The 25,888-nt window shown below is 59.1% G+C and carries 24 protein-coding genes; 8 read left to right on the top strand and 16 right to left on the bottom strand.

Going from position 1 to position 25,888, the window contains the following annotated elements:
- Nucleotides 1–19: 19 nt before the first annotated feature.
- The 15 genes from rnhB to rpsB all read right to left on the bottom strand — a co-directional run bounded on the left by rnhB (nucleotide 20) and on the right by rpsB (nucleotide 14,674).
- Nucleotides 20–652, bottom strand: a complete 633-nt coding sequence (rnhB, locus tag JFT85_RS09540; protein ID WP_053254746.1) for a ribonuclease HII — start codon at nucleotides 650–652, stop codon at nucleotides 20–22.
- Entirely contained in the window at nucleotides 649–1,788 is a 1,140-nt protein-coding gene (gene lpxB, locus JFT85_RS09545) for a lipid-A-disaccharide synthase (protein ID WP_069552036.1), read from the bottom strand. Before lpxB ends, rnhB begins: the two co-directional genes overlap by 4 nt.
- A gap of 2 nt (nucleotides 1,789–1,790) precedes the next feature.
- Nucleotides 1,791–2,567, bottom strand: coding sequence for an acyl-ACP--UDP-N-acetylglucosamine O-acyltransferase (lpxA, locus tag JFT85_RS09550; protein ID WP_201229752.1), 777 nt, complete (start codon nucleotides 2,565–2,567; stop codon nucleotides 1,791–1,793).
- A complete protein-coding gene (fabZ, locus tag JFT85_RS09555; RefSeq protein ID WP_003172281.1) occupies nucleotides 2,564–3,004 on the bottom strand; it encodes a 3-hydroxyacyl-ACP dehydratase FabZ in 441 nt (146 codons plus the stop codon). The genes lpxA and fabZ overlap by 4 nt, the downstream gene beginning before the upstream one ends.
- A 111-nt stretch (nucleotides 3,005–3,115) precedes the next feature.
- On the bottom strand, nucleotides 3,116–4,171 hold the full coding sequence (lpxD, locus tag JFT85_RS09560; protein ID WP_053254743.1) for a UDP-3-O-(3-hydroxymyristoyl)glucosamine N-acyltransferase: 1,056 nt from the start codon (nucleotides 4,169–4,171) through the stop codon (nucleotides 3,116–3,118).
- A 3-nt stretch (nucleotides 4,172–4,174) separates the two neighbouring features.
- A complete protein-coding gene (locus tag JFT85_RS09565) occupies nucleotides 4,175–4,678 on the bottom strand; it encodes an OmpH family outer membrane protein (protein ID WP_003189173.1) in 504 nt (167 codons plus the stop codon).
- A gap of 45 nt (nucleotides 4,679–4,723) precedes the next feature.
- On the bottom strand, nucleotides 4,724–7,111 hold the full coding sequence (gene bamA / locus JFT85_RS09570) for an outer membrane protein assembly factor BamA (protein WP_053254742.1): 2,388 nt from the start codon (nucleotides 7,109–7,111) through the stop codon (nucleotides 4,724–4,726).
- A gap of 74 nt (nucleotides 7,112–7,185) precedes the next feature.
- The gene (gene rseP, locus JFT85_RS09575) at nucleotides 7,186–8,538 is read right to left on the bottom strand and encodes a sigma E protease regulator RseP (RefSeq protein ID WP_069552034.1); all 1,353 of its coding nucleotides are present in this window, start codon (nucleotides 8,536–8,538) and stop codon (nucleotides 7,186–7,188) included.
- 54 nt (nucleotides 8,539–8,592) lie between these two features.
- Nucleotides 8,593–9,783 carry a 1-deoxy-D-xylulose-5-phosphate reductoisomerase gene (ispC, locus tag JFT85_RS09580; RefSeq protein ID WP_053254740.1) on the bottom strand — a complete coding sequence of 397 codons (1,191 nt, stop codon included), beginning with the start codon at nucleotides 9,781–9,783 and terminating at the stop codon, nucleotides 8,593–8,595.
- Nucleotides 9,780–10,589, bottom strand: coding sequence for a phosphatidate cytidylyltransferase (locus tag JFT85_RS09585; protein ID WP_053254739.1), 810 nt, complete (start codon nucleotides 10,587–10,589; stop codon nucleotides 9,780–9,782). Before JFT85_RS09585 ends, ispC begins: the two co-directional genes overlap by 4 nt.
- Entirely contained in the window at nucleotides 10,589–11,344 is a 756-nt protein-coding gene (gene uppS, locus JFT85_RS09590) for a polyprenyl diphosphate synthase (protein WP_053254738.1), read from the bottom strand. Before uppS ends, JFT85_RS09585 begins: the two co-directional genes overlap by 1 nt.
- Before the next feature lie 17 nt (nucleotides 11,345–11,361).
- Nucleotides 11,362–11,919 (bottom strand): ribosome recycling factor, encoded by a 558-nt coding sequence (gene frr / locus JFT85_RS09595; RefSeq protein WP_053254737.1) that lies wholly within the window; start codon nucleotides 11,917–11,919, stop codon nucleotides 11,362–11,364.
- Nucleotides 11,916–12,659 carry a UMP kinase gene (gene pyrH / locus JFT85_RS09600; RefSeq protein WP_003172271.1) on the bottom strand — a complete coding sequence of 248 codons (744 nt, stop codon included), beginning with the start codon at nucleotides 12,657–12,659 and terminating at the stop codon, nucleotides 11,916–11,918. The genes frr and pyrH overlap by 4 nt, the downstream gene beginning before the upstream one ends.
- Nucleotides 12,660–12,870: 211 nt before the next feature.
- A complete protein-coding gene (gene tsf / locus JFT85_RS09605; protein ID WP_053254736.1) occupies nucleotides 12,871–13,734 on the bottom strand; it encodes a translation elongation factor Ts in 864 nt (287 codons plus the stop codon).
- Between the two features lie 202 nt (nucleotides 13,735–13,936).
- Nucleotides 13,937–14,674, bottom strand: a complete 738-nt coding sequence (rpsB, locus tag JFT85_RS09610; protein ID WP_003219330.1) for a 30S ribosomal protein S2 — start codon at nucleotides 14,672–14,674, stop codon at nucleotides 13,937–13,939.
- Between the two features lie 385 nt (nucleotides 14,675–15,059).
- Here rpsB and map point away from each other — a divergent pair, with 385 nt between their 5' ends.
- The 4 genes from map to JFT85_RS09630 all read left to right on the top strand — a co-directional run bounded on the left by map (nucleotide 15,060) and on the right by JFT85_RS09630 (nucleotide 20,849).
- A complete protein-coding gene (map, locus tag JFT85_RS09615) occupies nucleotides 15,060–15,842 on the top strand; it encodes a type I methionyl aminopeptidase (protein WP_053254735.1) in 783 nt (260 codons plus the stop codon).
- Nucleotides 15,843–15,909: 67 nt separating this feature from the next.
- Entirely contained in the window at nucleotides 15,910–18,612 is a 2,703-nt protein-coding gene (locus JFT85_RS09620) for a [protein-PII] uridylyltransferase (protein WP_053254734.1), read from the top strand.
- Between the two features lie 178 nt (nucleotides 18,613–18,790).
- A complete protein-coding gene (gene dapC / locus JFT85_RS09625) occupies nucleotides 18,791–19,990 on the top strand; it encodes a succinyldiaminopimelate transaminase (protein ID WP_201229753.1) in 1,200 nt (399 codons plus the stop codon).
- A 127-nt stretch (nucleotides 19,991–20,117) separates the two neighbouring features.
- Nucleotides 20,118–20,849 carry a M12 family metallopeptidase gene (locus tag JFT85_RS09630; RefSeq protein ID WP_201229755.1) on the top strand — a complete coding sequence of 244 codons (732 nt, stop codon included), beginning with the start codon at nucleotides 20,118–20,120 and terminating at the stop codon, nucleotides 20,847–20,849.
- A 33-nt stretch (nucleotides 20,850–20,882) separates the two neighbouring features.
- Here the strand turns inward: JFT85_RS09630 and JFT85_RS09635 are convergent, their stop codons facing one another.
- Nucleotides 20,883–22,526: a Na+/H+ antiporter gene (locus JFT85_RS09635; RefSeq protein ID WP_201229757.1), complete on the bottom strand. Its 1,644-nt coding sequence runs from the start codon at nucleotides 22,524–22,526 to the stop codon at nucleotides 20,883–20,885.
- 214 nt (nucleotides 22,527–22,740) lie between these two features.
- Between JFT85_RS09635 and JFT85_RS09640 the strand changes: the two genes are divergently transcribed.
- The 4 genes from JFT85_RS09640 (at nucleotide 22,741) to JFT85_RS09655 (ending at nucleotide 25,848) form a co-directional block, all read left to right on the top strand.
- The gene (locus tag JFT85_RS09640) at nucleotides 22,741–23,103 is read left to right on the top strand and encodes an ArsC family reductase (RefSeq protein WP_053254730.1); all 363 of its coding nucleotides are present in this window, start codon (nucleotides 22,741–22,743) and stop codon (nucleotides 23,101–23,103) included.
- Between the two features lie 31 nt (nucleotides 23,104–23,134).
- Nucleotides 23,135–24,169, top strand: coding sequence for a 2,3,4,5-tetrahydropyridine-2,6-dicarboxylate N-succinyltransferase (gene dapD / locus JFT85_RS09645; RefSeq protein ID WP_053254729.1), 1,035 nt, complete (start codon nucleotides 23,135–23,137; stop codon nucleotides 24,167–24,169).
- A gap of 69 nt (nucleotides 24,170–24,238) precedes the next feature.
- A complete protein-coding gene (locus JFT85_RS09650; protein WP_201229759.1) occupies nucleotides 24,239–25,444 on the top strand; it encodes an aminotransferase class V-fold PLP-dependent enzyme in 1,206 nt (401 codons plus the stop codon).
- Nucleotides 25,441–25,848, top strand: a complete 408-nt coding sequence (locus JFT85_RS09655) for a SufE family protein (RefSeq protein WP_073637217.1) — start codon at nucleotides 25,441–25,443, stop codon at nucleotides 25,846–25,848. The genes JFT85_RS09650 and JFT85_RS09655 overlap by 4 nt, the downstream gene beginning before the upstream one ends.
- Nucleotides 25,849–25,888: the final 40 nt, after the last annotated feature.

Raw genomic sequence — 25,888 nt, forward strand, 5'->3', positions numbered from 1 at the left:
AAAAACATCAGCCTCGCGACTAAACCTCGCTGAGGCTTTCCCGCGCCTCGTAAGCCAGGCGGACCGGGGCGAACGAGCGCCGATGGATCGGCGTCGGGCCCAGGCGCGCCAGGGCTTCCAGATGAACGGGCGTCGGGTAGCCTTTATGGCCTCCGATACCGTAGCCGGGGTAGATCAATTCGAAAGCAGCCATTTCACGGTCACGGCTGACCTTGGCCAGGATCGACGCGGCGGCGATGGCCGGCACCTTGCTATCACCCTTGACCACGGCTTCTGATGGCATCGTCAATTTAGGGCAACGGTTGCCATCGATCATCGCCATTTTCGGGGTGATGTGCAGGCCTTCCACCGCGCGCTGCATGGCCAGCATGGTCGCATGGAGGATGTTCAACTCGTCGATCTCTTCGACTTCGGCACGGGCGATATGCCAGCTCAGCGCTTTTTCGCAAATCTCGTCGTAGAGCTTTTCACGCCGCGCCTCGGTGAGTTTTTTCGAGTCGTTGAGGCCGAGAATCGGGCGGTTCGGGTCGAGAATCACCGCCGCCGTCACGACGGCGCCACACAGCGGGCCACGCCCTACTTCGTCGACACCGGCGACCAGCGCGTGAGCTTCGGCGACCAGGCTGAAGTCCAGGCCCATTTGCGTTGTCATAAAGCGTCCTGTTGTTGGCCGATCAAGGTCAATACGGCGTCGGCCGCCTGGTTCGACGCGTCACGGCGTAAAGTGCGGTGGATATCGTCAAAACCACGGGTCTGCTCTTCTCCGCCGTCGATCAAGGGCAGTAGCGTTTGCGCCAGCGCTTCAGGCGTTGCATCGTCCTGCAACAACTCCGGCACCAGCAGGCGCTGGGCCAGCAGGTTGGGCAAGGAGATGTAAGGGCTTTTGACCATGCGCTTGAGAATCCAGAACGTCAGCGGCGCCAGACGATAGGCCACAACCATTGGGCGCTTGTACAGCAGCGCCTCCAGGGTCGCCGTGCCCGAGGCGATCAGTACCGCATCACAGGCTGCGAGGGCCAGGTGCGATTTGCCATCGAGCAAGGTCAACGGCAGATTGCGCCCTTCAAGCAGCGTCTCGATTTGTGCACGCCGTTGCGGGCTGGCACACGGCAAGACGAAGCGAATACCAGGCTTCATGGATTGAAGACGTTCGGCCGCATCAAAAAACACGCTGGCCAGGCGCCCGACTTCGCCACCTCGACTGCCCGGCATCAGCGCTACGAGCGGGCCGTCGGGTAAACCCAGTTCGGCGCGCGCAGCAGCGCGATCCGCTTGCAACGGTATGGTGTCGGCCAGCGTGTGCCCGACAAACCGTACCGGCACGCCCTTTTCTTCGTAGAACCTGGCCTCGAATGGCAACAAGGTCAGCATCAAGTCGCAGCCTTCGCGGATCTTCAGCACGCGCTTCTGGCGCCACGCCCACACGGACGGGCTGACGTAATGCACGGTCTTGATACCGGCCTGACGCAACTTGAGTTCGATGTTGAGGGTGAAGTCCGGCGCGTCGATTCCGATAAATACGTCGGGCTTTTCTTCGATCAGTGTCTGAATCAGTAGCTTACGCCGCGCCAACAGCTCACGCAGACGGCCCAATACTTCCACCAGCCCCATGACCGAGAGGCGCTCCATGGGAAAGTAAGAAGTCAGACCTTCAGCCTGCATGAGTGGGCCGCCCACGCCAATAAACTCCACCGCAGGATGCTGGGCCTTAAGGGCCCGCATCAGGCCTGCGCCGAGAATATCGCCGGAAGCTTCACCGGCCACCAGCGCGATACGCAGATTGGCCATGATCAGCGGGTGATGCCGCGGGTCGATGCCTGGATAGAGTCGCGGAACACCGCAACTTCCGGGAACAACGCTGCCGGCTCGGTCAGTTCGGTCAGGGCCTGTTCGACCGTCAACCCTTGGCGGTAAACCACCTTGTAGGCACGGCGCAGGGCGTGAATAGCGTCTTCGCTGAAACCGCGACGGCGCATGCCTTCGAAGTTCATGCTGCGGGCTTCGGCAGGGTTGCCGAAGACCGTGACGAATGCCGGAACGTCCTTGCCGATCGCCGTACCCATGCCGGAAAAGCTGTGGGCGCCGATGTGGCAATACTGATGCACCAGGGTGAAACCGGACAGGATCGCCCAATCGTCAACGTGCACGTGGCCAGCCAGTGCCGTGTTGTTGACCAGGATGCAATGGTTGCCGATCACACTGTCATGGCCGATGTGCGCATAGGCCATGATCAGGTTGTGGTCACCCAAGGTGGTTTCGGCACGATCCTGCACGGTGCCACGGTGAATGGTCACGCCTTCACGGATGATGTTGTGATCACCGATTACCAGGCGTGTTTCTTCACCCTTGTACTTCATGTCCGGGGTGTCTTCGCCTACCGAGGAAAACTGGTAGATGCGATTGTGTTTGCCAATGCGGGTCGGACCTTTGAGGATCACGTGTGGCCCGATGACAGTCCCCTCGCCGATTTCAACACCTGCGCCGACGATCGACCAAGGGCCGACCTCAACGTCGGCGGCCAGAATGGCCGACGGATCGATGATTGCGCGAGGGTCAATCAAACTCATAGTTTGCGTTCCGCGCAGATGATCTCAGCGGAGCACACCGGCTTGCCGTCCACCGAGGCCTGGCACTCGAACTTCCAGATCTGGCGTTTGCAACTGATGAACTTGGCTTCCAGGATCAACTGGTCACCCGGGGTGACCGGGTTACGGAAGCGCAGCTTGTCGGAGCCCACGAAATAGTAAAGCGTGCCATCGGCAGGCTTGAGGTCGAGCATTTTGAAACCAAGGATACCGGCAGCCTGGGCCATCGCTTCGATGATCAACACGCCCGGCATGATTGGATGCGCAGGAAAGTGACCATTGAAGAACGGTTCGTTGATGCTGACATTCTTGTAGGCACGAATGCGCTTTTCCTCGACATTGAGGTCCACTACACGATCCACCAGCAGGAACGGGTAACGGTGGGGCAGGTATTCGCGAATCTCGTTGATGTCCATCATTTCGGGGGGAAGCCTGTAATAAAGATTGGGGGCGGGCGGACTAAACGCACGCCCCGCTAGCAAATCAAGGAGGCAGTCTAGCGGCTGTGCACACTTGATATGGAAATGGTATCAGCCTTCTGATGAAGCATTACCGCCAGGGGTCACGTCCCCAACACGCTTTTCCAGCTGCTTGAGGCGGCGAGCCATGTCGTCAAGTTGCCTCAAGCGCGCTGCACTCTTGCGCCATTCAGCCGCAGGCTGCATGGCCGTACCGGAAGAGTAGGCGCCCGGCTCGGTAATCGAGTGGGTCACCATGGTCATGCCGGTAATGAAGACGTTGTCGCAAATATCGATATGCCCCACCAGCCCAACGCCACCGGCGAGCATGCAATGCTTGCCGATCTTGGTGCTGCCGGAAATCCCGACGCATGCTGCCATGGCGGTGTGATCGCCAATCTGCACGTTGTGGGCGATCTGGATCTGGTTATCGAGCTTCACGCCGTTACCTATCACGGTATCGGCCAAGGCCCCACGGTCGACTGCGGTGTTGACGCCGATTTCGACGTCATCGCCGATCAGTACGCCGCCGACCTGGGCAATCTTGTGCCAGACACCTTTGGAGTTGGCAAAACCAAACCCTTCACCACCGATCACGGCACCCGACTGAATCACCACCCGCTCACCAATACGCACGTCGTGGTAAAGCGTCACGCGAGGGGCCAGCCAGCCATCGGCGCCAATTTCACAGCGCGCGCCGATAAAGCAATGAGCGCCCACCGTGACACCCGCAGCAATACGTGCACCGCTCTCAATCACTGCAAACGCGCCAATACTGGCTGCAGGATCGACCTGGGCATCGTCAGCGATCACCGCTGAAGGATGAACACCGACAGCAGCTTTAGGCTTTGGATCGAACAGGTGCGACGCCCGGGCATACGCCAGGTAAGGGTCGGCCACCACCAGCGCATCCCCGGCAAACCCTTCGGCGTCAGCGGCCTTCAGCAACACGGCTGCGGCTTGGCTGTCGACCAGGTATTTACGGTATTGGGGATTTGCGAGGAAGCTCAACTGAGCTGGGCCAGCCTCCTGCAAGGTGGCTAGCCCAGTGATTTCTTTCTCCTTGGTGCCACGCAAGGTGGCCCCAAGGAACTCGGCCAACTCGCCGAGTTTGATAGTCGCGGTCATGGCTTACTTCAGCTGGTTCATGCGCTCGATCACCTGACGGGTGATGTCGTATTGAGGCTTGACGTCAATCACGGCGCCGCGCTCGAACACCAGGTCAAAGGCACCTTTCTTGATGACTTCTTCCACAGCGCTGTCGAGTTTCGGCTTGAGCTGCTTGAGCATTTCACGGTCAGCAACGGCTTTGGCTTCGTTCAGTTCCTTGGACTGGAACTGGTAGTCGCGGGCCTTTTGCTTGAACTCAAGCTCCAGACGCTCACGCTCGCCTTGCTGCATCTTGTCACCACCGGCTACCAGACGATCCTGGATGCCTTTGGCGCTGCTTTCCAGAGTCTTCAGCTTGGTCAGTTGCGGACCGAACTTCTTCTCGGCATCCACGGCATAACGCTTGGCGGCGTCGGATTCCAGCAGAGCCATCTGATAGTTCAGAACGGCGATTTTCATTTCGGCGAAGGCCGGTGTGGTTACCAGCACAGTGGCCAGCAGAACCAATTGAGTCAACTTACGCACGATGTACTCCTACAGAATCCGTTGTCGTTATCTTGGGTCAGACGCTTAGAACGTCTGGCCGAGGGAGAATTGGAAAATCTGGGTTTCAGCGTTATCCGGTTTCTTGATCGGCATGGCCAGAGCAAAGCTCAATGGGCCAAGCGCGGTCACCCAAGTGACACCCACACCTACGGAGCTGGCGAGGTTGCTCAGGCTGATATCGTTACACTCAGTCTGCGACTTCACGCCACTCGGGTTGGTGATCTGCTGGCACTTGGAGTCGAACACGTTACCCACGTCCCAGAACAGCGAGGTCCGCAACGAACGCTGATCCTTGACGAACGGCAGCGGGAACAGAAGCTCCGCACCACCCTGGATCAGCACGTTACCACCGAATGCCAGAGGGTCATTGTTGGAGTCAACGGTAGTGCCTTGGTTACCGGTTACCGCTTGACCACGGCTCGGGGTACCACGTGGGCCCAGGGTACTGTCCTTGAAGCCACGGACCGAGTTGAAACCGCCCGCATAGTAGTTCTCGTAGAACGGCAACCCACTGGTCGAACCATAACCATCGCCATACCCCAGCTCAGTGTGCAGGCGCATGGTGTAGTTATCGCTCAGCGGCTGGAACAACTGGCCACGGTAGTCGAGCTTGAAGAACGACAGGTCGCTGCCCGGCGTGGTGGCTTCTGCAGTCAGGCTTTGCGAATGACCACGGGTTGCCAGCACACCTTTGTTCAGGGTGGATTCCGACCAACCGACCGAAGCCTTGAAGTTCAGGAACTGATCACCTTCTCGGCGCACGAAGTCGAAGATCTCATCCGTGGTGTACACACCCGTCTTGATCTTGTCCTGCTGCGCGGTAAAGCCGAAGGTCAAGCGCGAAGTCTCGCTGATCGGGTAACCGATATTGACACCGGCACCGAGGCTGTCGATCGCATAGCTTGCAACGTCAACGTTGAGGTCTTTGTAGTCGGTGGTGCGGTAGAAGGCGTTGTAGCCCAGGCTCACACCGTCAGCTGTCCAGTAGGGGTCGACATAACCGAAGTTATAGCGGCTCTGGTATTCGCTTCGGGTCAGGCCGATGGAGACCTTGTTACCGGTACCAAGGAAGTTGTTCTGGGTAATCGAACCACCGAGGATAAGGCCGGCACTCTGTGCGAAACCGACGCTGGCGGTGATCGAACCCGACGCTTGCTCTTCTACGGCGTAGTTCACGTCAACCTGGTCATCCACACCCGGTACGGCCGGGGTTTCGACGTTGACTTCCTTGAAGAAGCCCAGGCGCTCAAGACGGGTCTTGGACTGGTCGATCAGGTAAGTCGACGCCCAGCCACCTTCCATCTGACGCATTTCACGACGCAGCACTTCGTCCGCAGACTTGGTGTTGCCACGGAAGTTGATGCGGTTCACGTAGGCACGTTTGCCCGGGTCGACAACGAAGGTGATGTCCACTGTGTGGTCTTCATCGTGCGGGGTAGGCACGCCGTTGACGTTGGCGAAGGTGTAGCCTTCGTTACCCAGACGTCGGGTGATCAGCTCGGAGGTGGTGGTCATCAGCTTGCGCGAGAACACCTGATCTTTCTGCACCAGCAACAGGGACTTGACCTGGTCTTCAGGGACTTTCAGGTCGCCGCTGAGCTTCACGTCACGAACGGTGTACTTCTCGCCTTCGTTGACGTTGACAGTAATGTAGACGTGTTTTTTATCCGGGGTGATGGAGACCTGGGTCGAAGCGATATCCATGTTGATATAGCCACGGTCCAGGTAGTAGGAACGCAGACGCTCCAGGTCACCGGACAGTTTTTCACGGGCGTACTTGTCATCGTTCTTGAAGAACGACAACCAGTTGGTGGTCTTGAGCTCGAACAGGTCGATCAGGTCGTCATCGGCGAACTTGGTGTTGCCGACCACGTTGATGTGCTGGATCGCCGCCACGGTGCCTTCGTTGATGTTGACCTTGAGGCCGACACGGTTACGAGGCTGCGGGATCACTTCAGTTTCCACGGTCGCAGAGTAGCGGCCCTGGGCAACGTACTGGCGTTGCAGTTCGTTACGCACACCCTCAAGGGTGGCGCGCTGGAAGATCTCGCCCTCGGCCAGGCCGGATTGCTTGAGGCCCTTCATCAAGTCTTCAGTAGAGATCGCCTTGTTACCCTCGATCTGGATACTGGCGACGGAAGGTCGCTCAACGACAGTGATGACCAGGACGTTGCCTTCGCGACCCAGTTGGATATCTTGAAAGAACCCGGTTTTGAACAGCGCACGAGTGGATTCCACCAGGCGACGATCATCCGCCTGTTCCCCGACGTTCAACGGCAAGGCACCAAAGACGCTACCGGCGGAAACCCGCTGGAGGCCGTTGACGCGAATATCGGAGATAGTGAAGGACTCGGCGTGAACTTCGGCGATCATCAATACGGTGAGAACCGCAGTTAGCAGCAGACGTTTCATGAAGTCCTTTCTTATTCCAACTGGCAATAAACAAACTGCCGCAAAATGCGGCAGATTCGCAATTCAGCGAAGCGTTACAGTCGTCCCAGATCGTTGACCAGAGCTAACAACATCACCCCGACCACCAAACTGATACCGATCTGTATCCCCCAACCCTGCACACGATCCGACAAGGGGCGACCACGCACCCACTCGACCAGATAAAACAACAGATGCCCCCCATCCAGTACTGGAATGGGCAGCAAATTCAGAACTCCAAGGCTAATACTCAGATAAGCCAGGAAATTCAGGAAATCCGCGACACCCGACTGGGCAGAAGCGCCCGCCACTTTAGCAATGGTTATCGGCCCACTCAAGTTTTTTACCGAGAGCTCGCCGAACAACATCTTCTTGAGCGATTCGAGGGTCAGCACACTCATGGTCCAAGTGCGCTTTGCACCCTCGCCAATCGCGGCCAACGGCCCGAAGCTGACCTCCCGCACCATCGAGGGCGGCCACTCGACACCTTTCACCCCAGCACCCAGGTAACCCCCGGCTGCCTTGGCTTCCCCGCGAACCGACAAGGTTACAGGGACGTCGATTTGAGCACCATCGCGCTCAACTTTCAGCACAATTTTGGTATCAGGCCGTACACGCACCAGGTCGACCACCTGTTGCCAGTCGCCCAGTGCCTGGCCATCAAGCGCCAGCAGGCGGTCGCCGGTTTTCAGACCTGCGGCCTGGGCCGGGCCTTTCGAATCGAGCTCGGCAAGCACCGGCGGCAACGCGGGACGCCATGGGCGAATCCCCAGGGACTTGATCGGATCAGGCTCATCCGCACCCTTGAGCCAGTGGTCGAGCGCCAATTCACGCGGCGTTTCGGTGGTGGAGTCCTGATCGCGCACCACCACATTGATGGTGCCGCTTTCACCCATGCGGCGCACCAATTGCAAATTGACAGCACCCCAGCCAGTGGTCGGTTCGCCATCAATGGAAACAATTTCCTGCCCAGCGACCAGGCCAGCCTTGGCCGCCATGCTGCCCGCCTCGACCGCCCCAATCACCGGGCGGACCTGTTGGCTGCCCAACATGGCCAAGACCCAGAAGAACACCATCGCCAACAGGAAGTTGGCGATCGGGCCGGCGGCAACAATAGCGATGCGCTGACGAACGGTCTTGCGATTGAAGGACTGGTCCACTTGATCTGCCGGCACTTCACCTTCGCGCTCGTCGAGCATCTTGACGTAGCCGCCAAGCGGAATCGCGGCAATCACAAACTCGGTGCCACGACGGTCGTGCCAACGCAACAACGGCATGCCGAAACCGACGGAAAAGCGCAATACCTTGACGCCGCAACGACGCGCCACCCAAAAGTGGCCGAATTCGTGGAAGGTAACCAGCACACCCAGAGCAACCAGGGTGCCGACAATCATGTAGAGCGCACTCATCTAATTTCTCCGCATTCCAATCCAGTACCTGAAGGCTAAAACCTGCCCCACAGACTAACGCACGTTGCGGTTCAACCATGCTCCGGCCAGGGTACGGGCCTTTGCATCGGCCTCGAACACTGCCCCCAAATCATTCACAGCCACGACAGGCTCAAGACTCAATACGTCTTCGATGATACTCGCGATCTGCGGAAAACGGATGCGCTGCTCGAGAAACGCTGCCACAGCCACTTCGTTGGCCGCATTGAGCATGGCCGGTGCGCTGTTACCCGCCTCGGCCGCTTGCCGGGCCAGACGCAGGCACGGGAAGCGTTGCTCATCCGGCGCCTCGAAGTCCAGCCGAGCAATGGCGAACAAATCCAACGGTGCAACGCCGGAGTCAATCCGCTCCGGCCAAGCCAACGCATTGGCAATCGGCGTACGCATGTCAGGATTACCCAACTGCGCCAACACCGAACCGTCGACGTAGTCGACCAGGGAATGAATCACACTTTGCGGATGGATCACCACCTCGACCTGATCAGGCCGCGCATCGAACAACCAGCACGCCTCGATCAACTCCAGGCCCTTGTTCATCATGCTCGCCGAATCCACGGAGATTTTGCGCCCCATGGACCAGTTCGGGTGCGCGCAGGCCTGGTCAGGCGAGACATGTTCAAGGTCAGCCAGCGGAGTTTGACGGAACGGACCACCAGAAGCCGTAAGGAGAATCCGTCGAACGCCAACCTGGCTCAAGCCGCGGGCGAAATCACCGGGCATGCACTGGAAGATCGCGTTGTGCTCACTGTCGAGCGGCAGCAGCACCGCGCCGCTCTTGCGTACCGCCTGCATAAAGAGTGTGCCGGACATGACCAGCGCCTCTTTATTGGCCAGCAAAATCTTTTTGCCAGCATCTACCGCTGCCAGTGTCGGACGCAAACCCGCCGCCCCGACAATGGCTGCCACGACGGTATCCACCTCGGCATCGGACGACACCTGGCACAAGCCCTCCTCGCCCACCAAGACTTGCGTGGCAAGGCCAGCGGCCCGCAGATCATCCTGCAAGCCGCGAGCAGCCGTTGCTTCAGGCACTACCGCGAAACGTGGCGCGTGGCGCACACACAGGGCCAGCAACTCGCTCAACCGCGTAAAGCCGGTCAGGGCAAACACTTGATAGCGGTCAGGGTGGCGCGCGATCACATCCAGCGTACTCAGCCCGACCGACCCGGTCGCGCCCAGCACGGTCACCTGCTGCAGGCGGCTCACGAAGCCGTCATCCACAACAGCACGGCAAAAATCGGAATCGCAGCGGTGAGGCTGTCGATTCGATCCAGCACGCCGCCATGGCCTGGCAGCAGGTTGCTGCTGTCCTTGATCCCGGCCTGCCGCTTGAACATGCTTTCAGTAAGGTCACCGACCACCGAAATAAACACCACGATTGCCGTCCCCAACAACGCCAGCAGGATCTCGCTCAGCGACCAGTCGCGCACAACACCGACCACCAGCGTGATCAGCAACGTCAGCGCCAGGCCGCCGTAAACGCCTTCCCAGCTCTTGCCCGGGCTGACGGCGGGTGCCAGCTTGCGCTTGCCGAAGGCACGGCCGGAGAAATAGGCACCAATATCGGCACCCCACACCAACACCATCACGGCCATGATCAACCAGTTACCCATCGGCGAATTCTTGATTTCCACCAAGCCTTGCCAGGCCGGCAGCAGGATCAACAAGCCAATAACCAGTTTGCTGGCAACACTGGACCACTGAGCACTGGTGCGCGGATACGTGAGCACCAGGAAGGTCGCGAGCGCCCACCACAGCACCGCAGCCCCTAAAACCCAAGGCACGACGGTACTCGACAAGGTATGCATCAGGAACAGCAGCAGCGCCACAACCGCGGCGTATACCACACGCGGCAATTGGCCGTTGAAGCCTGCCAGGCGCGCCCACTCCCAGGCACCCAAGGTCACCACCAGGCCGATAAACAGCGCAAAGCTGGATCCGTCGAGCAGGAAAAAACCGCACAGGGCAATCGGCAGCAGGATCAGTGCTGTGATGATTCGTTGTTTAAGCATTAAACCCGGGCTCCAGCTTCGATCTGCTCGCTCGTTTTACCGAAGCGACGCTGACGGGAAGCGAAATCGGCCAGCGCATTACGCATGGCATCGTGTTTGAAGTCCGGCCAGAACAGGTCGGAGAAGTACAGCTCGGTATAGGCCAGCTGCCACAGCAGGAAATTGCTGATGCGGTGCTCGCCGCCGGTACGGATGCACAAATCTGGCAACGGCAGGTCGCCGGTTACCAGACAGGTTTGCAACAGTTCGGGCGTAATGTCGTCGGGCCGCAAATGCCCGGCCTGGACTTCGCGAGCAAGGCGCTGTGCAGCCTGGGCGATATCCCACTGACCACCGTAGTTGGCTGCAATTTGCAACACAAAGCGGTCGCTGCCTGCGGTGATGGCCTCGGCTTCGCGCATGGCCGCTTGCAGTTCCGGGTGGAACCGCGAGCGATCACCAATGATACGCAGGCTGATGTTGTTGTCGTTGAGACGCTTGGCCTCACGACGCAAGGCTTTGAAGAACAGGTCCATCAAGGCGCTGACTTCTTCGGCCGGCCGTTGCCAGTTCTCACTGGAGAACGCAAACAGAGTCAACACTTCGACCTTGGCCTCAGCACACACCTCAATCACGGCGCGCACTGCATCGACACCCGCTTTATGCCCGGCAACACCCGGCATAAAGCGTTTTTTCGCCCAGCGATTATTCCCATCCATGATGATCGCGACATGGCGCGGCACCGCGGAGGGCACAGTCTGCTTGGTCTTTTCCATGAAGGCGTCCTGACCCCTTATACGGCCATCAGGTCCTTTTCTTTTTCCTCGAAGGCTTTGCTGATTTTGCCTTCGAAATCCTTGATCAGCTTATCGATATCAGCAGCAGCACGACGCTCTTCGTCTTCACTGATTTCTTTATCCTTGACCAGCTTCTTCAGCTCACCCATGGCATCACGGCGAATATTGCGCATGGCAACCCGTGCATCCTCAGCCGCAGCGCTCGCCTGCTTGGTGAAGCCCTTACGGGTTTCTTCAGTCAGAGCCGGCATGGAGATCAGCAGCAACTCGCCCAGGTTGGTCGGGTTGAGGTTCAAGCCAGCGCTCTGGATAGCTTTGTCAACAGCGCCGAGCATGTTGCGCTCAAAGGCCACGACCTGCAGGGTACGCGAGTCTTTAACGGTGATATTCGCGACTTGCGTGATGGAGGTATCAGCACCGTAGTACGGCACCATCACGCTACCCAAGATGCTTGGGTGAGCCTTACCGGTACGAATCTGGCCAAATGCATGGGCCAGAGACTCCAGGGATTTCTGCATACGCTCTTGAGCGTCTTTCTTGATTTCGTTGATCATTGTTGGCCTTCCTCGATCAGAGTCCCTTCCGCACCGCCGTGTACGATATTCAGCAGGGCACCGGGCTTGTTCATGTTAAATACGCGCAGCGGCATCTTGTGGTCGCGGCACAGGCAAATAGCCGTCAGGTCCATCACGCCCAGCTTGCGATCCAGTACTTCATCGTAGGTCAGATGATCGAACTTCTCGGCATGCGGGTCTTTGAATGGGTCTGCGGTGTATACACCGTCCACCTTGGTGGCTTTGAGCACTACGTCAGCATCGATTTCGATGGCGCGCAGGCAAGCAGCCGAATCCGTGGTGAAAAATGGGTTGCCGGTACCGGCAGCGAAGATCACCACTTCTTTGGCGTTGAGGTGGCGCATGGCTTTGCGGCGATCATAGTGATCGGTCACGCCGACCATGGAAATAGCCGACATCACGATTGCCGAGATATTGGCACGCTCCAAAGCGTCACGCATGGCCAGGGCGTTCATCACAGTGGCCAGCATCCCCATGTGGTCGCCGGTCACCCGATCCATACCCGCAGCACTCAGTGCCGCGCCGCGGAACAGGTTACCACCGCCGATCACCAGGCCGACCTGGACACCGATACCAACCAGTTGGCCGACTTCCAGTGCCATGCGGTCGAGCACCTTGGGATCGATCCCGAACTCTTCCGAGCCCATCAGGGCCTCGCCGCTAAGCTTGAGTAGAATGCGTTTATAGCGAGCCTGATAACCACTGCCCTGCTGAGCCATTGCGAATCTCTCCTGCGGCGTATTTTTTAAAAATTCTTTGCGAGCCGTTTACGGCTTGCGTTCACTCTAGCTGGACGCTATCACAGCGCCATCGGAACACGGCTTTGTAAGCCAGTTCCGAAAGGAAACCAAATAAAATTGGCCTTCCCATTTGAAAAGAGGCTGCGCGCGTGAGCGGGCAGCCTCTTTCGGGCGACAGTTGAAAACTGTCTTATTGCTTGGCGGCAGCCAGCTGGGCAGCAACTTCTTCAGCGAAGTTGTCGACCGGCTTCTCGATGCCTTCGCCTACTTTGTAGTAAGTGAAGGAAACGATTTCAGCACCGGCTTTCTTGGCCAGTTCGCCAACCTTGATTTCAGGGTTCTTCACGAACGCCTGCTCAACCAGGCTCGCTTCAGCCAGGAACTTGCTGATACGGCCTTTGATCATGTTTTCAACGATGTTTTCCGGCTTGCCGGCGATCTTGTCAGCGTTGAGGCTCAGGAACACGGCTTTTTCGCGTTCGATTGCGTCAGCGGAGACTTCCGATGGCAGCAGGAATTCAGGGTTGCTGGCCGCTACGTGCATAGCGATGTCTTTAGCCAGTTCAACGTCGCCGCCTTTCAGGGCAACCACAACGCCGATTTTGTTGCCGTGCAGGTAGCCACCAACCACATCACCTTCGATGCGAGCCAGGCGACGGATGTTGACGTTTTCGCCAACCTTGCCGACCAGTACCAGACGGTCAGCTTCTTGAGCTTCGATCAACGGCTCAACGGTGGTCAGCTTGTCGTCGAATGCTTTTTTGACGCTGGCAGCAACGAACGCCTTGAAGTCGTCCTGCAGAGCCAGGAAGTCGGTCTGCGAGTTCACTTCCAGCAGAACTGCGGCTTTACCGTCTTCAACCAGAGCGATAGCGCCTTCAGCAGCAACGTTGCCTGCTTTCTTGGCAGCCTTGATGGCGCCGGAAGCACGCATGTCATCAATGGCTTTTTCGATGTCGCCGCCGGCCTTGGTCAAGGCCTTTTTGCAATCCATCATGCCTTCGCCGGTACGCTCACGCAGTTCTTTAACCAACGCTGCAGTAATCTCTGCCATTTCAAAATCCTCTTGGATAGGTTTTCAACCATTCCACCCGATCAAACGGGCGATCAATTCTTCCCGAATCTCCGTTGTAGGCCGCTGCACGTTACAGAGCAATGATGCGCTGCCACAAGTGGGCGCCAACAAATGGTTTTCGAGGTGGCAAAAAGGGGGCCAAGCCCCCTTTTTGCTTACTGAGTCAACGCCAGGGCGTCAATTACTCAGCTGCGGCTACCGGAGCTTCTTCAACGAACTGCTCGGTACCACCAGCAACGTGGTTGCGGCCACGGATTACAGCGTCAGCCATCGAACCCATGTACAGCTGGATAGCGCGGATTGCGTCATCGTTGCCTGGGATGATGTAGTCAACGCCTTCCGGGCTGCTGTTGGTATCGACTACGCCGATAACCGGGATGCCCAGCTTGTTGGCTTCGGTGATCGCGATGCGCTCGTGATCAACGTCGATAACGAACAGTGCGTCAGGCAGACCGCCCATGTCCTTGATACCACCCAGGGAACGATCGAGCTTTTCCAGGTCGCGAGTGCGCATCAGCGCCTCTTTCTTGGTCAGCTTGGCGAAAGTACCGTCTTCGGCTTGCACTTCAAGGTCACGCAGACGCTTGATGGAAGCACGGATGGTTTTGAAGTTGGTCAGCATGCCGCCCAACCAGCGGTGATCGACGTACGGCGAACCGCAACGTGCTGCTTCTTCAGCAACGATCTTGCCAGCGGAACGCTTGGTGCCGACGAACAGAATCTTGTTTTTGCCCTGGGCCAGACGCTCTACGAAAGTCAGCGCTTCGTTGAACATTGGCAGGGTTTTTTCAAGGTTGATGATGTGGATCTTGTTACGCGCGCCGAAAATGTACTTACCCATTTTCGGGTTCCAGTAACGGGTCTGGTGACCGAAGTGCACACCGGCCTTCAGCATATCGCGCATGTTGACTTGGGACATGATAGTTCCTTAATAAGTCGGGTTTGGCCTCCACGTATCCCAATGACCAACCAGCGGCATTCGCCTCCGGCACCCAGGTCATCGTGTCGACACGTGTGTGGATTTAAGCTCTACGGGGCATCCCCGGAAAGCGGCGCATTTTATACCACATGAAGGACGAAAACGAAACCCGCAATCACATTTGCCGTCTTCGGCTTTTGCGCAAGCCTTTGAATAGAGCCAATATGCCCCCACCTTATAGAGAGAAGCGATCGTCAGACGCTCATGATTTGCCGCCCGCGTCTGTTAGAATCACGTTTTTTGGGGCTTGTGCGAATTCTGTAACCTTTTGTCGCACGCCCGTAAACCGTATTGATTTCAGCGCGTCGCGCTAGAGAGAACCTGTATGACCGTTACCTTGAAAACCGCCGAAGACATCGCAGGCATGCGCGTTGCTGGCAAACTGGCTGCCGACGTGCTGGAAATGATTGCCGAACACGTCAAGCCGGGCGTCACCACCGAGGCCCTGGACCGTATCTGCCACGACTATATAGTCGACGTGCAAAAAGCCATTCCTGCCCCGCTCAACTACAAGGGCTTCCCCAAGTCGATCTGCACGTCGATCAACCACGTGGTCTGCCACGGTATTCCGGGCGATAAACCGTTGAAGGACGGCGACACCCTGAACATCGACGTCACCGTGATCAAAGATGGCTATCACGGCGACACCAGCCGCATGTTCCACGTTGGTACCGTGCCAGTCTGGGCCGAACGCCTGTCCCAGGTCACCCAGGAATGCATGTACAAGGCTATCGAGATCGTAAAACCCGGCTGCCGCCTGGGCGATATCGGTGAAGTGATCCAGAAGCACGCTGAAAAGAACGGTTTCTCGGTGGTCCGCGAATTCTGTGGCCATGGCATCGGCAAAGTGTTTCACGAAGAGCCGCAGATCCTGCACTACGGCCGCGCCGGCACCGGCATGGAACTGAAAGCGGGCATGACCTTCACCATCGAGCCGATGATCAACCAAGGCAAGGCTGACACTAAGGTGCTGGGCGACGGTTGGACCGCCATCACCAAGGACCGCAAGCTGTCGGCCCAGTGGGAACACACCCTGCTGGTCACCGACACCGGCTATGAGATCTTCACGTTGCGCGCAGACGATACGATCCCACGCGTTTCGGCTTAAAAATGTTGCCTCGGTTTTCCCCTGCAACCCTGTGACTGACTGAATAGATAGAAAGGAAAGCCGATCGATGCCCCAGGTGGATCCCGAACTCTTCGACCGCGGCCAGTTCCAGGCCGAACTGGCACTGAAGGCAAGCCCCATTGCCGCCTTCAAGAAGGCTATCCGCCAGGCCCGCGAGGTGCTCGACGAGCGCTTTCGCAGCGGCCGGGACATTCGTCGGCTGATCGAGGACCGCGCCTGGTTCGTCGACAACATCCTGCAAAAAGCCTGGGAACAGTTCAGCTGGAGTGAAGACGCCGATATCGCCCTGGTGGCGGTCGGCGGTTATGGCCGCGGCGAACTGCACCCCTACTCCGACATCGACCTGCTTATCCTGCTGGACAGCGCCGATCATGAGATCTTTCGCGATTCCATCGAGCGTTTTCTGACGTTGCTGTGGGATATCGGCCTGGAAGTCGGCCAAAGCGTGCGCTCGGTGGACGAATGCGCCGAAGAGGCTCGCGCCGACCTGACGGTTATCACCAACCTGATGGAAAGCCGCACCGTCGCAGGCCCAGAGCGCCTGCGCCAGCGCATGCTGGAAGTCACCAGTACCGCGCACATGTGGCCGAGCAAGGACTTCTTCCTGGCCAAGCGTGCCGAACAGAAAGCCCGGCACCACAAATACAATGACACCGAATACAACCTGGAGCCCAACGTCAAAGGCTCGCCGGGCGGGCTGCGGGATATCCAGACGATCCTGTGGGTTGCCCGTCGCCAATACGGCACCCTGAACCTACGCGCACTCGCCGGTGAGGGTTTCCTGGTAGAAAGCGAAAACGCACTGCTGGCGTCGTCCCAGGAGTTCCTGTGGAAGGTGCGCTACGCCCTGCACATGCTCGCCGGGCGCTCCGAAGACCGCTTGCTGTTCGACCATCAGCGCTCCATCGCCACCTTGCTGGGGTTTGAAGGCGAAGATGCAAAAACCAGCATCGAGAGCTTCATGCAGCAGTATTACCGGGTGGTCATGAGCATTGCCCAGCTCAGCGACCTGATTATCCAGCACTTCGAAGAGGTGATCCTGGCCCCCGAAGACGAAGCACCGCCGCAGCCGATCAACTCACGCTTCCAGTTGCACGACGGCTATATCGAGGCGCGCAACGACAACGTGTTCCGTCGCACGCCGTTCGCCATGCTGGAAATCTTCGTGCTGATGGCACAGCAGCCTGAAATCAAAGGCGTCCGTGCCGATACCATCCGCCTGCTGCGGGAAAACCGGCACCTGATCGACGACGACTTTCGCAACGACATTCGCAACACCAGCCTGTTTATCGAGCTGTTCAAATGCAAGATCGGCATCCACCGCAACCTGCGGCGGATGAACCGTTACGGCATCCTCGGGCGGTACCTGCCGGAGTTCGGCTTTATCGTCGGGCAGATGCAGCACGACCTGTTCCACATCTACACCGTGGACGCTCACACCCTGAACCTGATCAAACACCTGCGTAAGTTGCAGTACACCCAGGTGTCGGAGAAATTCCCGCTGGCCAGTAAGCTGATGGCCAAGCTGCCCAAGCCCGAGCTGATTTACCTGGCAGGCCTGTACCACGACATCGGCAAAGGCCGTCATGGCGACCACTCGGAGATCGGCGCGGTCGATGCCGAGGCGTTCTGCCAGCGTCATCAACTGCCACTGTGGGACAGCCGCCTGATCGTATGGCTGGTGCAGAACCACTTGGTGATGTCGACGACCGCCCAACGCAAGGACTTGTCCGACCCGCAGGTGATCCACGATTTCGCCGGGATCGTCGGTGACGAAACCCGTCTCGACTATCTCTATGTGCTGACCGTCTCCGACATCAATGCCACCAACCCGACGCTGTGGAACTCCTGGCGCGCCAGCCTGCTGCGCCAGCTCTACACCGAGACCAAGCGCGCGCTGCGCCGTGGCCTGGAAAACCCGGTGGACCGCGAAGAGCAGATCCGCCGCACGCAAAGCGCGGCCCTGGATATCCTCGTGCGCGGCGGCAACGATCCGGACGATGTCGAGCAGTTGTGGTCGCAACTGGGTGACGATTACTTCCTGCGTCATACCGCAGGTGACGTGGCCTGGCACAGTGATGCGATCCTGCAGCAGCCGGCCGATGGCGGGCCGCTGGTGCTGATCAAGGAAACCACCCAACGCGAATTCGAGGGCGGCACGCAGATCTTCATCTACGCGCCCGACCAGCACGACTTCTTCGCCGTGACCGTGGCCGCCATGGACCAGCTCAACTTGAACATCCACGACGCGCGGGTCATCACCTCAAGCAGCCAGTTCACCCTCGACACCTACATCGTGCTTGATACCGACGGCGACTCGATCGGCGACAACCCGGCACGGGTGAAAAAGATCCGCGAAGGCCTCACCGAAGCCCTGCGCAACCCGGACGACTACCCGACCATCATCCAGCGCCGAGTGCCGCGCCAGCTCAAGCACTTCGCCTTTGCGCCCCAGGTGACCATTTCCAACGACGCCCAGCGCCCCGTGACGGTGTTGGAACTCAGCGCACCGGATCGCCCAGGCTTGCTGGCGCGAATCGGCGGGATATTCCTGGAGTTCGACCTGTCGCTGCAAAACGCCAAGATTGCGACCCTCGGCGAGCGCGTGGAAGACGTGTTCTTTATTACCGATGCCGATAATCAGCCATTGTCCGACCCGGAGCTGTGCCTGCGTTTACAGGCAGCGATCGTGCAGCAATTGAGCGTGACCCAGGAACCCGGCGTCGAGCTGTCCAGACTGACGATATGAACACTCAATTTGACTGTATGGGCAGGCTTGGGTGACAGCGGGCCTGCGCGCGAATGCAGTGCTGCAGTCGACATCTACAGTGGCTGACATCGCGCTTTCGCGAGCAAGCGCGCTCCCACACTTGAATTGCTTTGCCTAACAGACCGCATGCTTCCAACCGAATTTGACGAGATTTGCGATGAACAACGCCCTGAACCAGCTGCAGCCCTACCCGTTCGAGAAACTGCGCGCCCTGCTCGGCAGCGTCACACCGAACCCGAGCAAGCGTCCGATCGCACTGTCCATCGGCGAGCCTAAGCACACATCCCCGGCATTCGTGGCCCAAGCGCTGAGCAGCAACCTCGACCAGATGGCGGTGTACCCGACCACTCTGGGCATCCCGGCGCTGCGCGAGGCCATCGGCGCCTGGTGTGAACGCCGCTTCAACGTGCCCAACGGCTGGCTGGACCCGGCGCGCAATATCCTGCCGGTCAATGGCACCCGCGAGGCGCTGTTTGCCTTCACTCAAACCGTGGTTAATCGCGGTGCAGATGCGCTGGTGGTGAGTCCGAATCCGTTCTACCAGATCTACGAAGGCGCGGCGTTCCTGGCCGGGGCCAAGCCGCACTACCTGCCGTGCCTTGACGCCAACGGTTTCAACCCGGATTTCGACGCGGTGTCACGGGACATCTGGAAACGTTGCCAGATCCTGTTCCTGTGCTCCCCGGGCAACCCGACCGGCGCACTGATCCCGGTAGACACCCTGAAAAAACTCATCGCCCTGGCCGACGAATACGACTTCGTGATCGCCGCCGACGAGTGCTACAGTGAACTGTACTTCGACGAACAAACCCCGCCGCCGGGCCTGCTGAGCGCCTGCGTCGAACTGGGCCGCCAGGACTTCAAGCGCTGCGTGGTGTTCCACAGCCTGTCCAAACGCTCCAACCTGCCGGGCCTGCGCTCCGGTTTTGTCGCCGGCGACGCCGATATCCTCAAGGCGTTCCTGCTGTACCGCACCTATCACGGCTGCGCGATGCCGGTGCAAACCCAGCTGGCAAGCATTGCCGCCTGGCAGGACGAAGCCCACGTGCAGGCCAACCGTGACCTCTACCGGGAAAAGTTCGACGCCGTGCTGGCGATTCTCAAGCCGGTCATGGATGTGCAAAACCCGGACGGCGGTTTCTACCTGTGGCCGAATATCGAAGGTGATGACGCCGCGTTCTGCCGGGACTTGTTCGTTGAAGAACACGTGACCGTCGTGCCGGGCTCGTACCTGTCGCGTGAAGTTGATGGTTTCAACCCAGGCGCAGGGCGTGTGCGCATGGCGCTGGTTGCACCACTGGCCGAATGCGTGGAAGCCGCCGAGCGGATTCGCGACTTTATCCAGCGCCGCGGTTGATCGAGGTGCCGCCTCCGCACCGCGGGGGCGGCCGTTACCGACTCATCCGGAAACCCAAATTCCGGAACAGAAATCCGTAAAAACCCCAACCCAAGCTGATCTCACTTCAACGCTTCGGTGAACCCCCATGACGTTTCCAATCCCGGCCCATTACGCGCCTGCCTATGCTGTGCACGACGCGCCAGCCGACGCCGTCGCCCCCCCACACCCCGCCCTCATCAGAAATAAACGCGGCGTAGCGGATCCAGCCAAAACATGGCCTCAACATTCAGTTTTGAACATTGCTTTGTTGAACATGACGCAAGAACAAAAGAAGTGGGTAAAGCACAACATTAATCAGTGGGCGCCCCACACCAATTTCTATTACAAATTTGTTGATACCGCCAACGGCGACATCAGAATCATCGCGAACAATCACGCCAGTAGCGCATGGTCAAAGGTGGGCACCGATGCCAAAAAAGTAGCGCAGCCCACTCCCACAATGAGCATTGGCTTTAAGGGCTCGCCGGCCAACATCGCGGCCACGATCCAGCATGAGTTCGGGCATGCCCTGGGTTTGAAGCATGAACACCAGCACCCTGATCAACCATTGGCATTCAATGAACAACAGATTTATGAGGATTATGAGGCGCGGGGAAAATCCCCATGGCAAGCCGATCACAACATCCTTCAGAAACTTACGCACGATAAAGTAAGCGTCTCGCCCTACGATCAGACTCCATCATGCACTACCGATTTCCCGCCTCATGGCTCAGCAACGGCAAACCTGTCCCGCCCAACAGACACCTGTCCGAGGGCGATAAGCGCTTCATGCAGTCACTCTACCCAGCGGATAATTCACTCTTCGGAAAACTGCTGAACACCTCGATCCGGGCGATGATCAACACCTGAGTTATTTAATACTGCCCAAGTTCGCTTCACTCATGTCCAGGTCCGCCAATACTTCTCGAAGTACATCATCACCAATCTGATGATGGCGACTCAGGCTGTACAACTCCAAGCGCTGCGCGCGCAAGGCCTTGAGCCGCAACTTGCGCTCCAACTGGTCCATCTGCTGCGCCAGCGCCTGGGCTTCGGCGGAGTCGTTGAACACCTCCAATTGATGGCGATATTCCGACATCAGCCGCGCCTTGAGCTCAGCGGCCAACGCCGCCTGGGCAGCGTCCTGGGTTTCGATCTCTGCCGGCTCTTCAGCTTCAAGGGCACGGATTGCCGCCACGGCGGTCTTTTTCCACGCCTCACGCACCTCGTTATGGCGCTTTTCGTCGGGGCTCTGTTCGATGCCGCGCAACAGCAACGGCAGGGCGATACAGGCGGCGATCAATGACAGCAGAATCACGCCGGCCGCGATGAAAATCAGCAGGTCACGCTCAGGAAAATCCTGCCCCGGCGCCAGCAGCAAAGGCACCGACATCACACCCGCCAGGGTCACCGCCCCACGCACCCCACCGACGGTCAGCAGCCAGCAGGAACGGGCGGTCGGCACCAGGGTCAGTTCGCTTTTCCCACGTAATCGACGCAGCAGGCCTGACAGTCGCCAGATGCTCTGCACCCAGATAAAGCGCAGCACCACCAGCACCAGGAAGATCGCCACCACCTCCATGCAGCGATACAACAAGGCGGGCCACAGCGTCGGCTCATGGCTGACCACGGCCTTGATGATGTCGGGCAGTTGCAGGCCCAACAGCAGGAAGATCAGCCCGTTGAACGCAAACTCGAGCAGCGACCAGACACTGCGGTTGAGCAAACGTGTACTGGTCTGGCGTGGCAACAGGTCGAGCCAGCTTTGCATCATGCCCGCCGCCACCGCCGAGAGAATGCCCGAGGCGCCCAGGCGTTCAGCCAATACATAGGCGGCAAACGGCAGCAGCAACATGAACACCACGTGAGTGGCCGGGTCGTCCCAGCCCCGCGCGATCATCCATGTGCGCAGCCGGCCGACCAGCCAGCTCAGTGCCACGCCCACCGCCAGGCCACCCACGGCAACCAGCACGAAGGTCAGGCTGGCATCCGCCAGGGAGAACACGCCGGTCAATGCCGCCGCCAGGGCGAACTTGAAGGTCACCAGCCCCGAGGCATCGTTCATCAACGCTTCGCCCTGGAGCATGTGCATCAGCGGCTTGGGCAAACGATTTTGAGCAATGGCTGACACCGCCACAGCATCCGTCGGTGATAGAACCGCGGCGAGGGCGAAGGCCACCGGCAACGGGATCGCCGGCAAAATCCAATGAATGAAGTAGCCAGCGCCGACCACGGTGAACAGCACCAAGCCCACCGCCAACGTCAGAATCGGACCGCGTAATCGCCACAACTCGCGCTTGGGCATGCGCCAGCCATCGGAGAACAACAAGGGCGGCAAAAACAGAAACAGGAACAGTTCGGGGTCCAGCGCCACATGCAGCCCCAAGGTCGGCCAGGCCAACAAGGCACCCGCAGCGATCTGCACCAAGGGTAAAGGAAGAGGAATCACACGCCCGACAAGACGCGAAACGCTGACCAGCATCAGCAGGATAAGAACGGTATAGGCGGTTTGCATAACGCGGGTTTCCCGGACAATCGACTTGCAACGACACACATCAGGCAACAACTGGCCGTTGAAGTGCCATATTACCCGGCTATGTTACTTGCCTATGCTGCGTGCTGGCTTTTGCACAAACGTCGCACGATGCTGACCAGCGGCACCCAAATGCGCCAGGCATGGCATAATCCGAGACCTTTCGTTTTCCATTGGCCCAAAGGGGGGCAATTCCTTGACCGCTTCAAGCAAAACGTTGCACCTTTTCGGCATCAAAGCCTGCGACACCATGAAAAAGGCCCGCACCTGGCTCGATGAGCACGCTGTGAGCTATGCGTTCCACGACTACAAAACGGCCGGTATCGACCGCGAACACTTGACCCAATGGTGCAACGAGCACGGTTGGCAGGTGGTTTTGAACCGTGCGGGCACCACCTTTCGCAAACTCGAAGACGAACGCAAAGCCGATCTCGATCAGTCGAAAGCCATTGAATTGATGCTCGCACAACCCTCGATGATCAAGCGCCCGGTGCTTGATCTCGGTGACAGAACCCTGATTGGCTTCAAGCCAGATAGTTATTCGGCGGCCCTCAAGTAGGCCAGCCTTCCATTTTTGTAGAGGTAACAGCATGTCCAATTCCCTGTTCAGCCTGGGCTTCGGCGTCGGCACTCAGAACCGCCAAGGTGCTTGGCTGGAAGTGTTTTACGCACAACCGCTGCTCAACCCGTCGGCCGAAATCGTCGCGGCCATCGCGCCGATCCTCGGGTACACCGAAGGTAACCAGGCCATTACGTTCACCGTCTCCCAGGCCCTGCAACTGGCTGACGCACTCAAAGGCGTCGACGCTGCCCAAGCCGCCCTGCTGAGCCGCCTGGCTGAAAGCCACACGCCGCTGGTCGCGACCCTGTTGGCCGAAGACGCTGCACTGACCTCCACGCCTGAGGCCTACCTCAAGCTGCACCTGCTGTCCCATCGCCTGGTCAAGCCGCACGGCCTGAGCCTCGCCGGTGTGTTCCCGCAACTGCCGAACGTGGCCTGGACCAGCCAGGGCGCCATCGACATCAATGAGCTGGCCGAACGTCAGTTGGAAGCCCGCCTGCGTGGCGAGCTGCTGGAAGTGTTCTCGGTGGACAAGTTCCCGAAAATGACCGACTACGTGGTACCGGCCGGCGTGCGTATCGCTGACGCTGCGCGTATCCGCCTGGGCGCCTACGTGGGCGAAGGCACCACCGTGATGCACGAAGGTTTCGTCAACTTCAACGCTGGCACCGAAGGCCCGGGCATGATCGAAGGCCGGGTATCGGCTGGCGTCTTCGTCGGCAAGGGTTCGGACCTGGGCGGCGGCTGCTCGACCATGGGCACCCTGTCGGGTGGCGGCAACATTGTGATCAAGGTCGGCGAAGGCTGCCTGATCGGCGCCAACGCCGGCACCGGCATCCCGTTAGGCGACCGCAACACCGTGGAATCGGGCCTGTACATCACCGCCGGAACCAAAGTCGCACTGCTGGACGAGCAGAACCAACTGGTCAAAGTGGTCAAGGCGCGTGAGCTGGCCGGTCAACCTGACCTGCTGTTCCGCCGTAATTCCGAGACCGGTGCCGTGGAGTGCAAAACCCACAAATCGGCCATCGAACTGAACGAAGCGCTGCACGCTCACAACTAAGCAGCCACTCGATGCCACTAGCGGGCCGTGCCTTCGGGTTGCGGCTCGCTTATACGAGTCTTGAACACCATGCTTGTGCCCTCTCCCTGGCGCGCCGATTTTCCGGCCATCGCCACCCTGCAACGGCAAGACCAGACCTACCTGGACAACGCCGCGACCACGCAAAAACCCCAAGCCCTGCTGGATGCCATCAGCCATTACTACGCTAACGGCGCCGCCAATGTGCACCGTGCCCAGCATTTGCCCGGCGCCCATGCGACCCAGGCGTTTGAAGACAGTCGCAGCAAGGTCGCGCAGTGGTTGAACGCAGGTGACAGCGGGCAAATCATCTTTACCCACGGCGCAACCTCTGCGCTGAACCTCCTGGCTTATGGCCTGGAGCATTTATTCAATGCGGGCGATGAGATTGTCATCAGCGCCCTGGAACACCACGCCAACCTGCTGCCCTGGCAGCAATTGGCCAAACGTCGCGCGCTCACGCTGGTGGTATTGCCGCTGGGTGATGACGGCGTGATTGACCTTGACGCCGCCACCACCTTGGTCGGCCCGCGCACCCGCCTGCTGGCGGTGAGCCAGTTGTCCAACGTGCTGGGCGCCTGGCAACCGCTGGAGGCCTTGCTGGCACTCGCCAAGAACCAAGGCGCACTGACCGTGGTCGATGGCGCTCAAGGTATCGTCCATGGTCGGCACGATGTGCAGGCCCTGGGGTGCGACTTTTATGTATTTTCCAGCCACAAACTCTACGGCCCGGACGGCGTCGGCGTGCTCTACGGCCGCAACGATGCCCTGCACCACCTGCGTCACTGGCAGTTTGGCGGCGAGATGGTGCAACAGGCGGACTACCAAAGCGCCAGCTTTCGCCCTGCCCCGCTGGGATTTGAAGCCGGCACGCCGCCGATTGCCGGCGTGATCGGCCTGGGCGCTACGCTGGATTACCTGAGTTCGCTGGATCAGCCGGCAGTGGTCGCCCATGAAGCCGCGCTGCACGACTACCTGCTGCGCGGGTTGCAGGCACGCAATGGCATCCGCGTCTTGGGCTCGCCGCAGGTAGCTTTGGCCAGTTTTGTGGTGGACGGCGTGCATAACGCCGACCTTGCGCACCTGCTCACCGAGCAAGGCATTGCCGTGCGGGCCGGGCACCATTGTGCGATGCCGCTGCTCAAGGCCATGCAGTTGTCGGGGGCGATCCGCGTGTCCCTGGCGCTGTACAACGATTCCGATGACCTGGAGCGTTTCTTTGAAGCGCTGGACCAGGCGCTGGATATGTTGCGATGAGCTTGCCGGTGGAGGCCGTCAGCGCGCTGGAGTCGTTTCAAGCCGTGGGCAGCTGGGAGCAACGCGCCCGGATGCTGATGCAATGGGGCGAGCGGTTGCCGGCTTTGGCGGATGCGGACAAGGTCGACGCCAACCTGGTGCAGGGCTGTGAAAGCCTGGTGTGGTTGGTCGGCCGCTTGCAGGACGGTCACTGGCAGTTTGCCGCGAGCAGCGAGGCGCGGATGATTCGTGGCTTGGTGGCATTGCTGCTGGCGCGGGTCAACGGGCTGTCTGCGGCCGAGTTGCAGGCCGTCGACCTGCCTGACTGGTTTGCACAGTTGGGGCTGTCGCGACAGTTGTCGCCGTCACGCAGTAATGGCCTCAATGCAGTCCTGCAGCGCATGCGGGAATTGAGCCGTACATAAGACTAAATATGGGAGCGGGCTTGCTCGCGAATGCGCTGGT

Origin of the sequence: Pseudomonas sp. TH04 (genome assembly GCF_016651355.1) — a bacterium.
In the GTDB taxonomy this organism is placed as follows: Bacteria; Pseudomonadota; Gammaproteobacteria; order Pseudomonadales; family Pseudomonadaceae; genus Aquipseudomonas; species Aquipseudomonas fluorescens.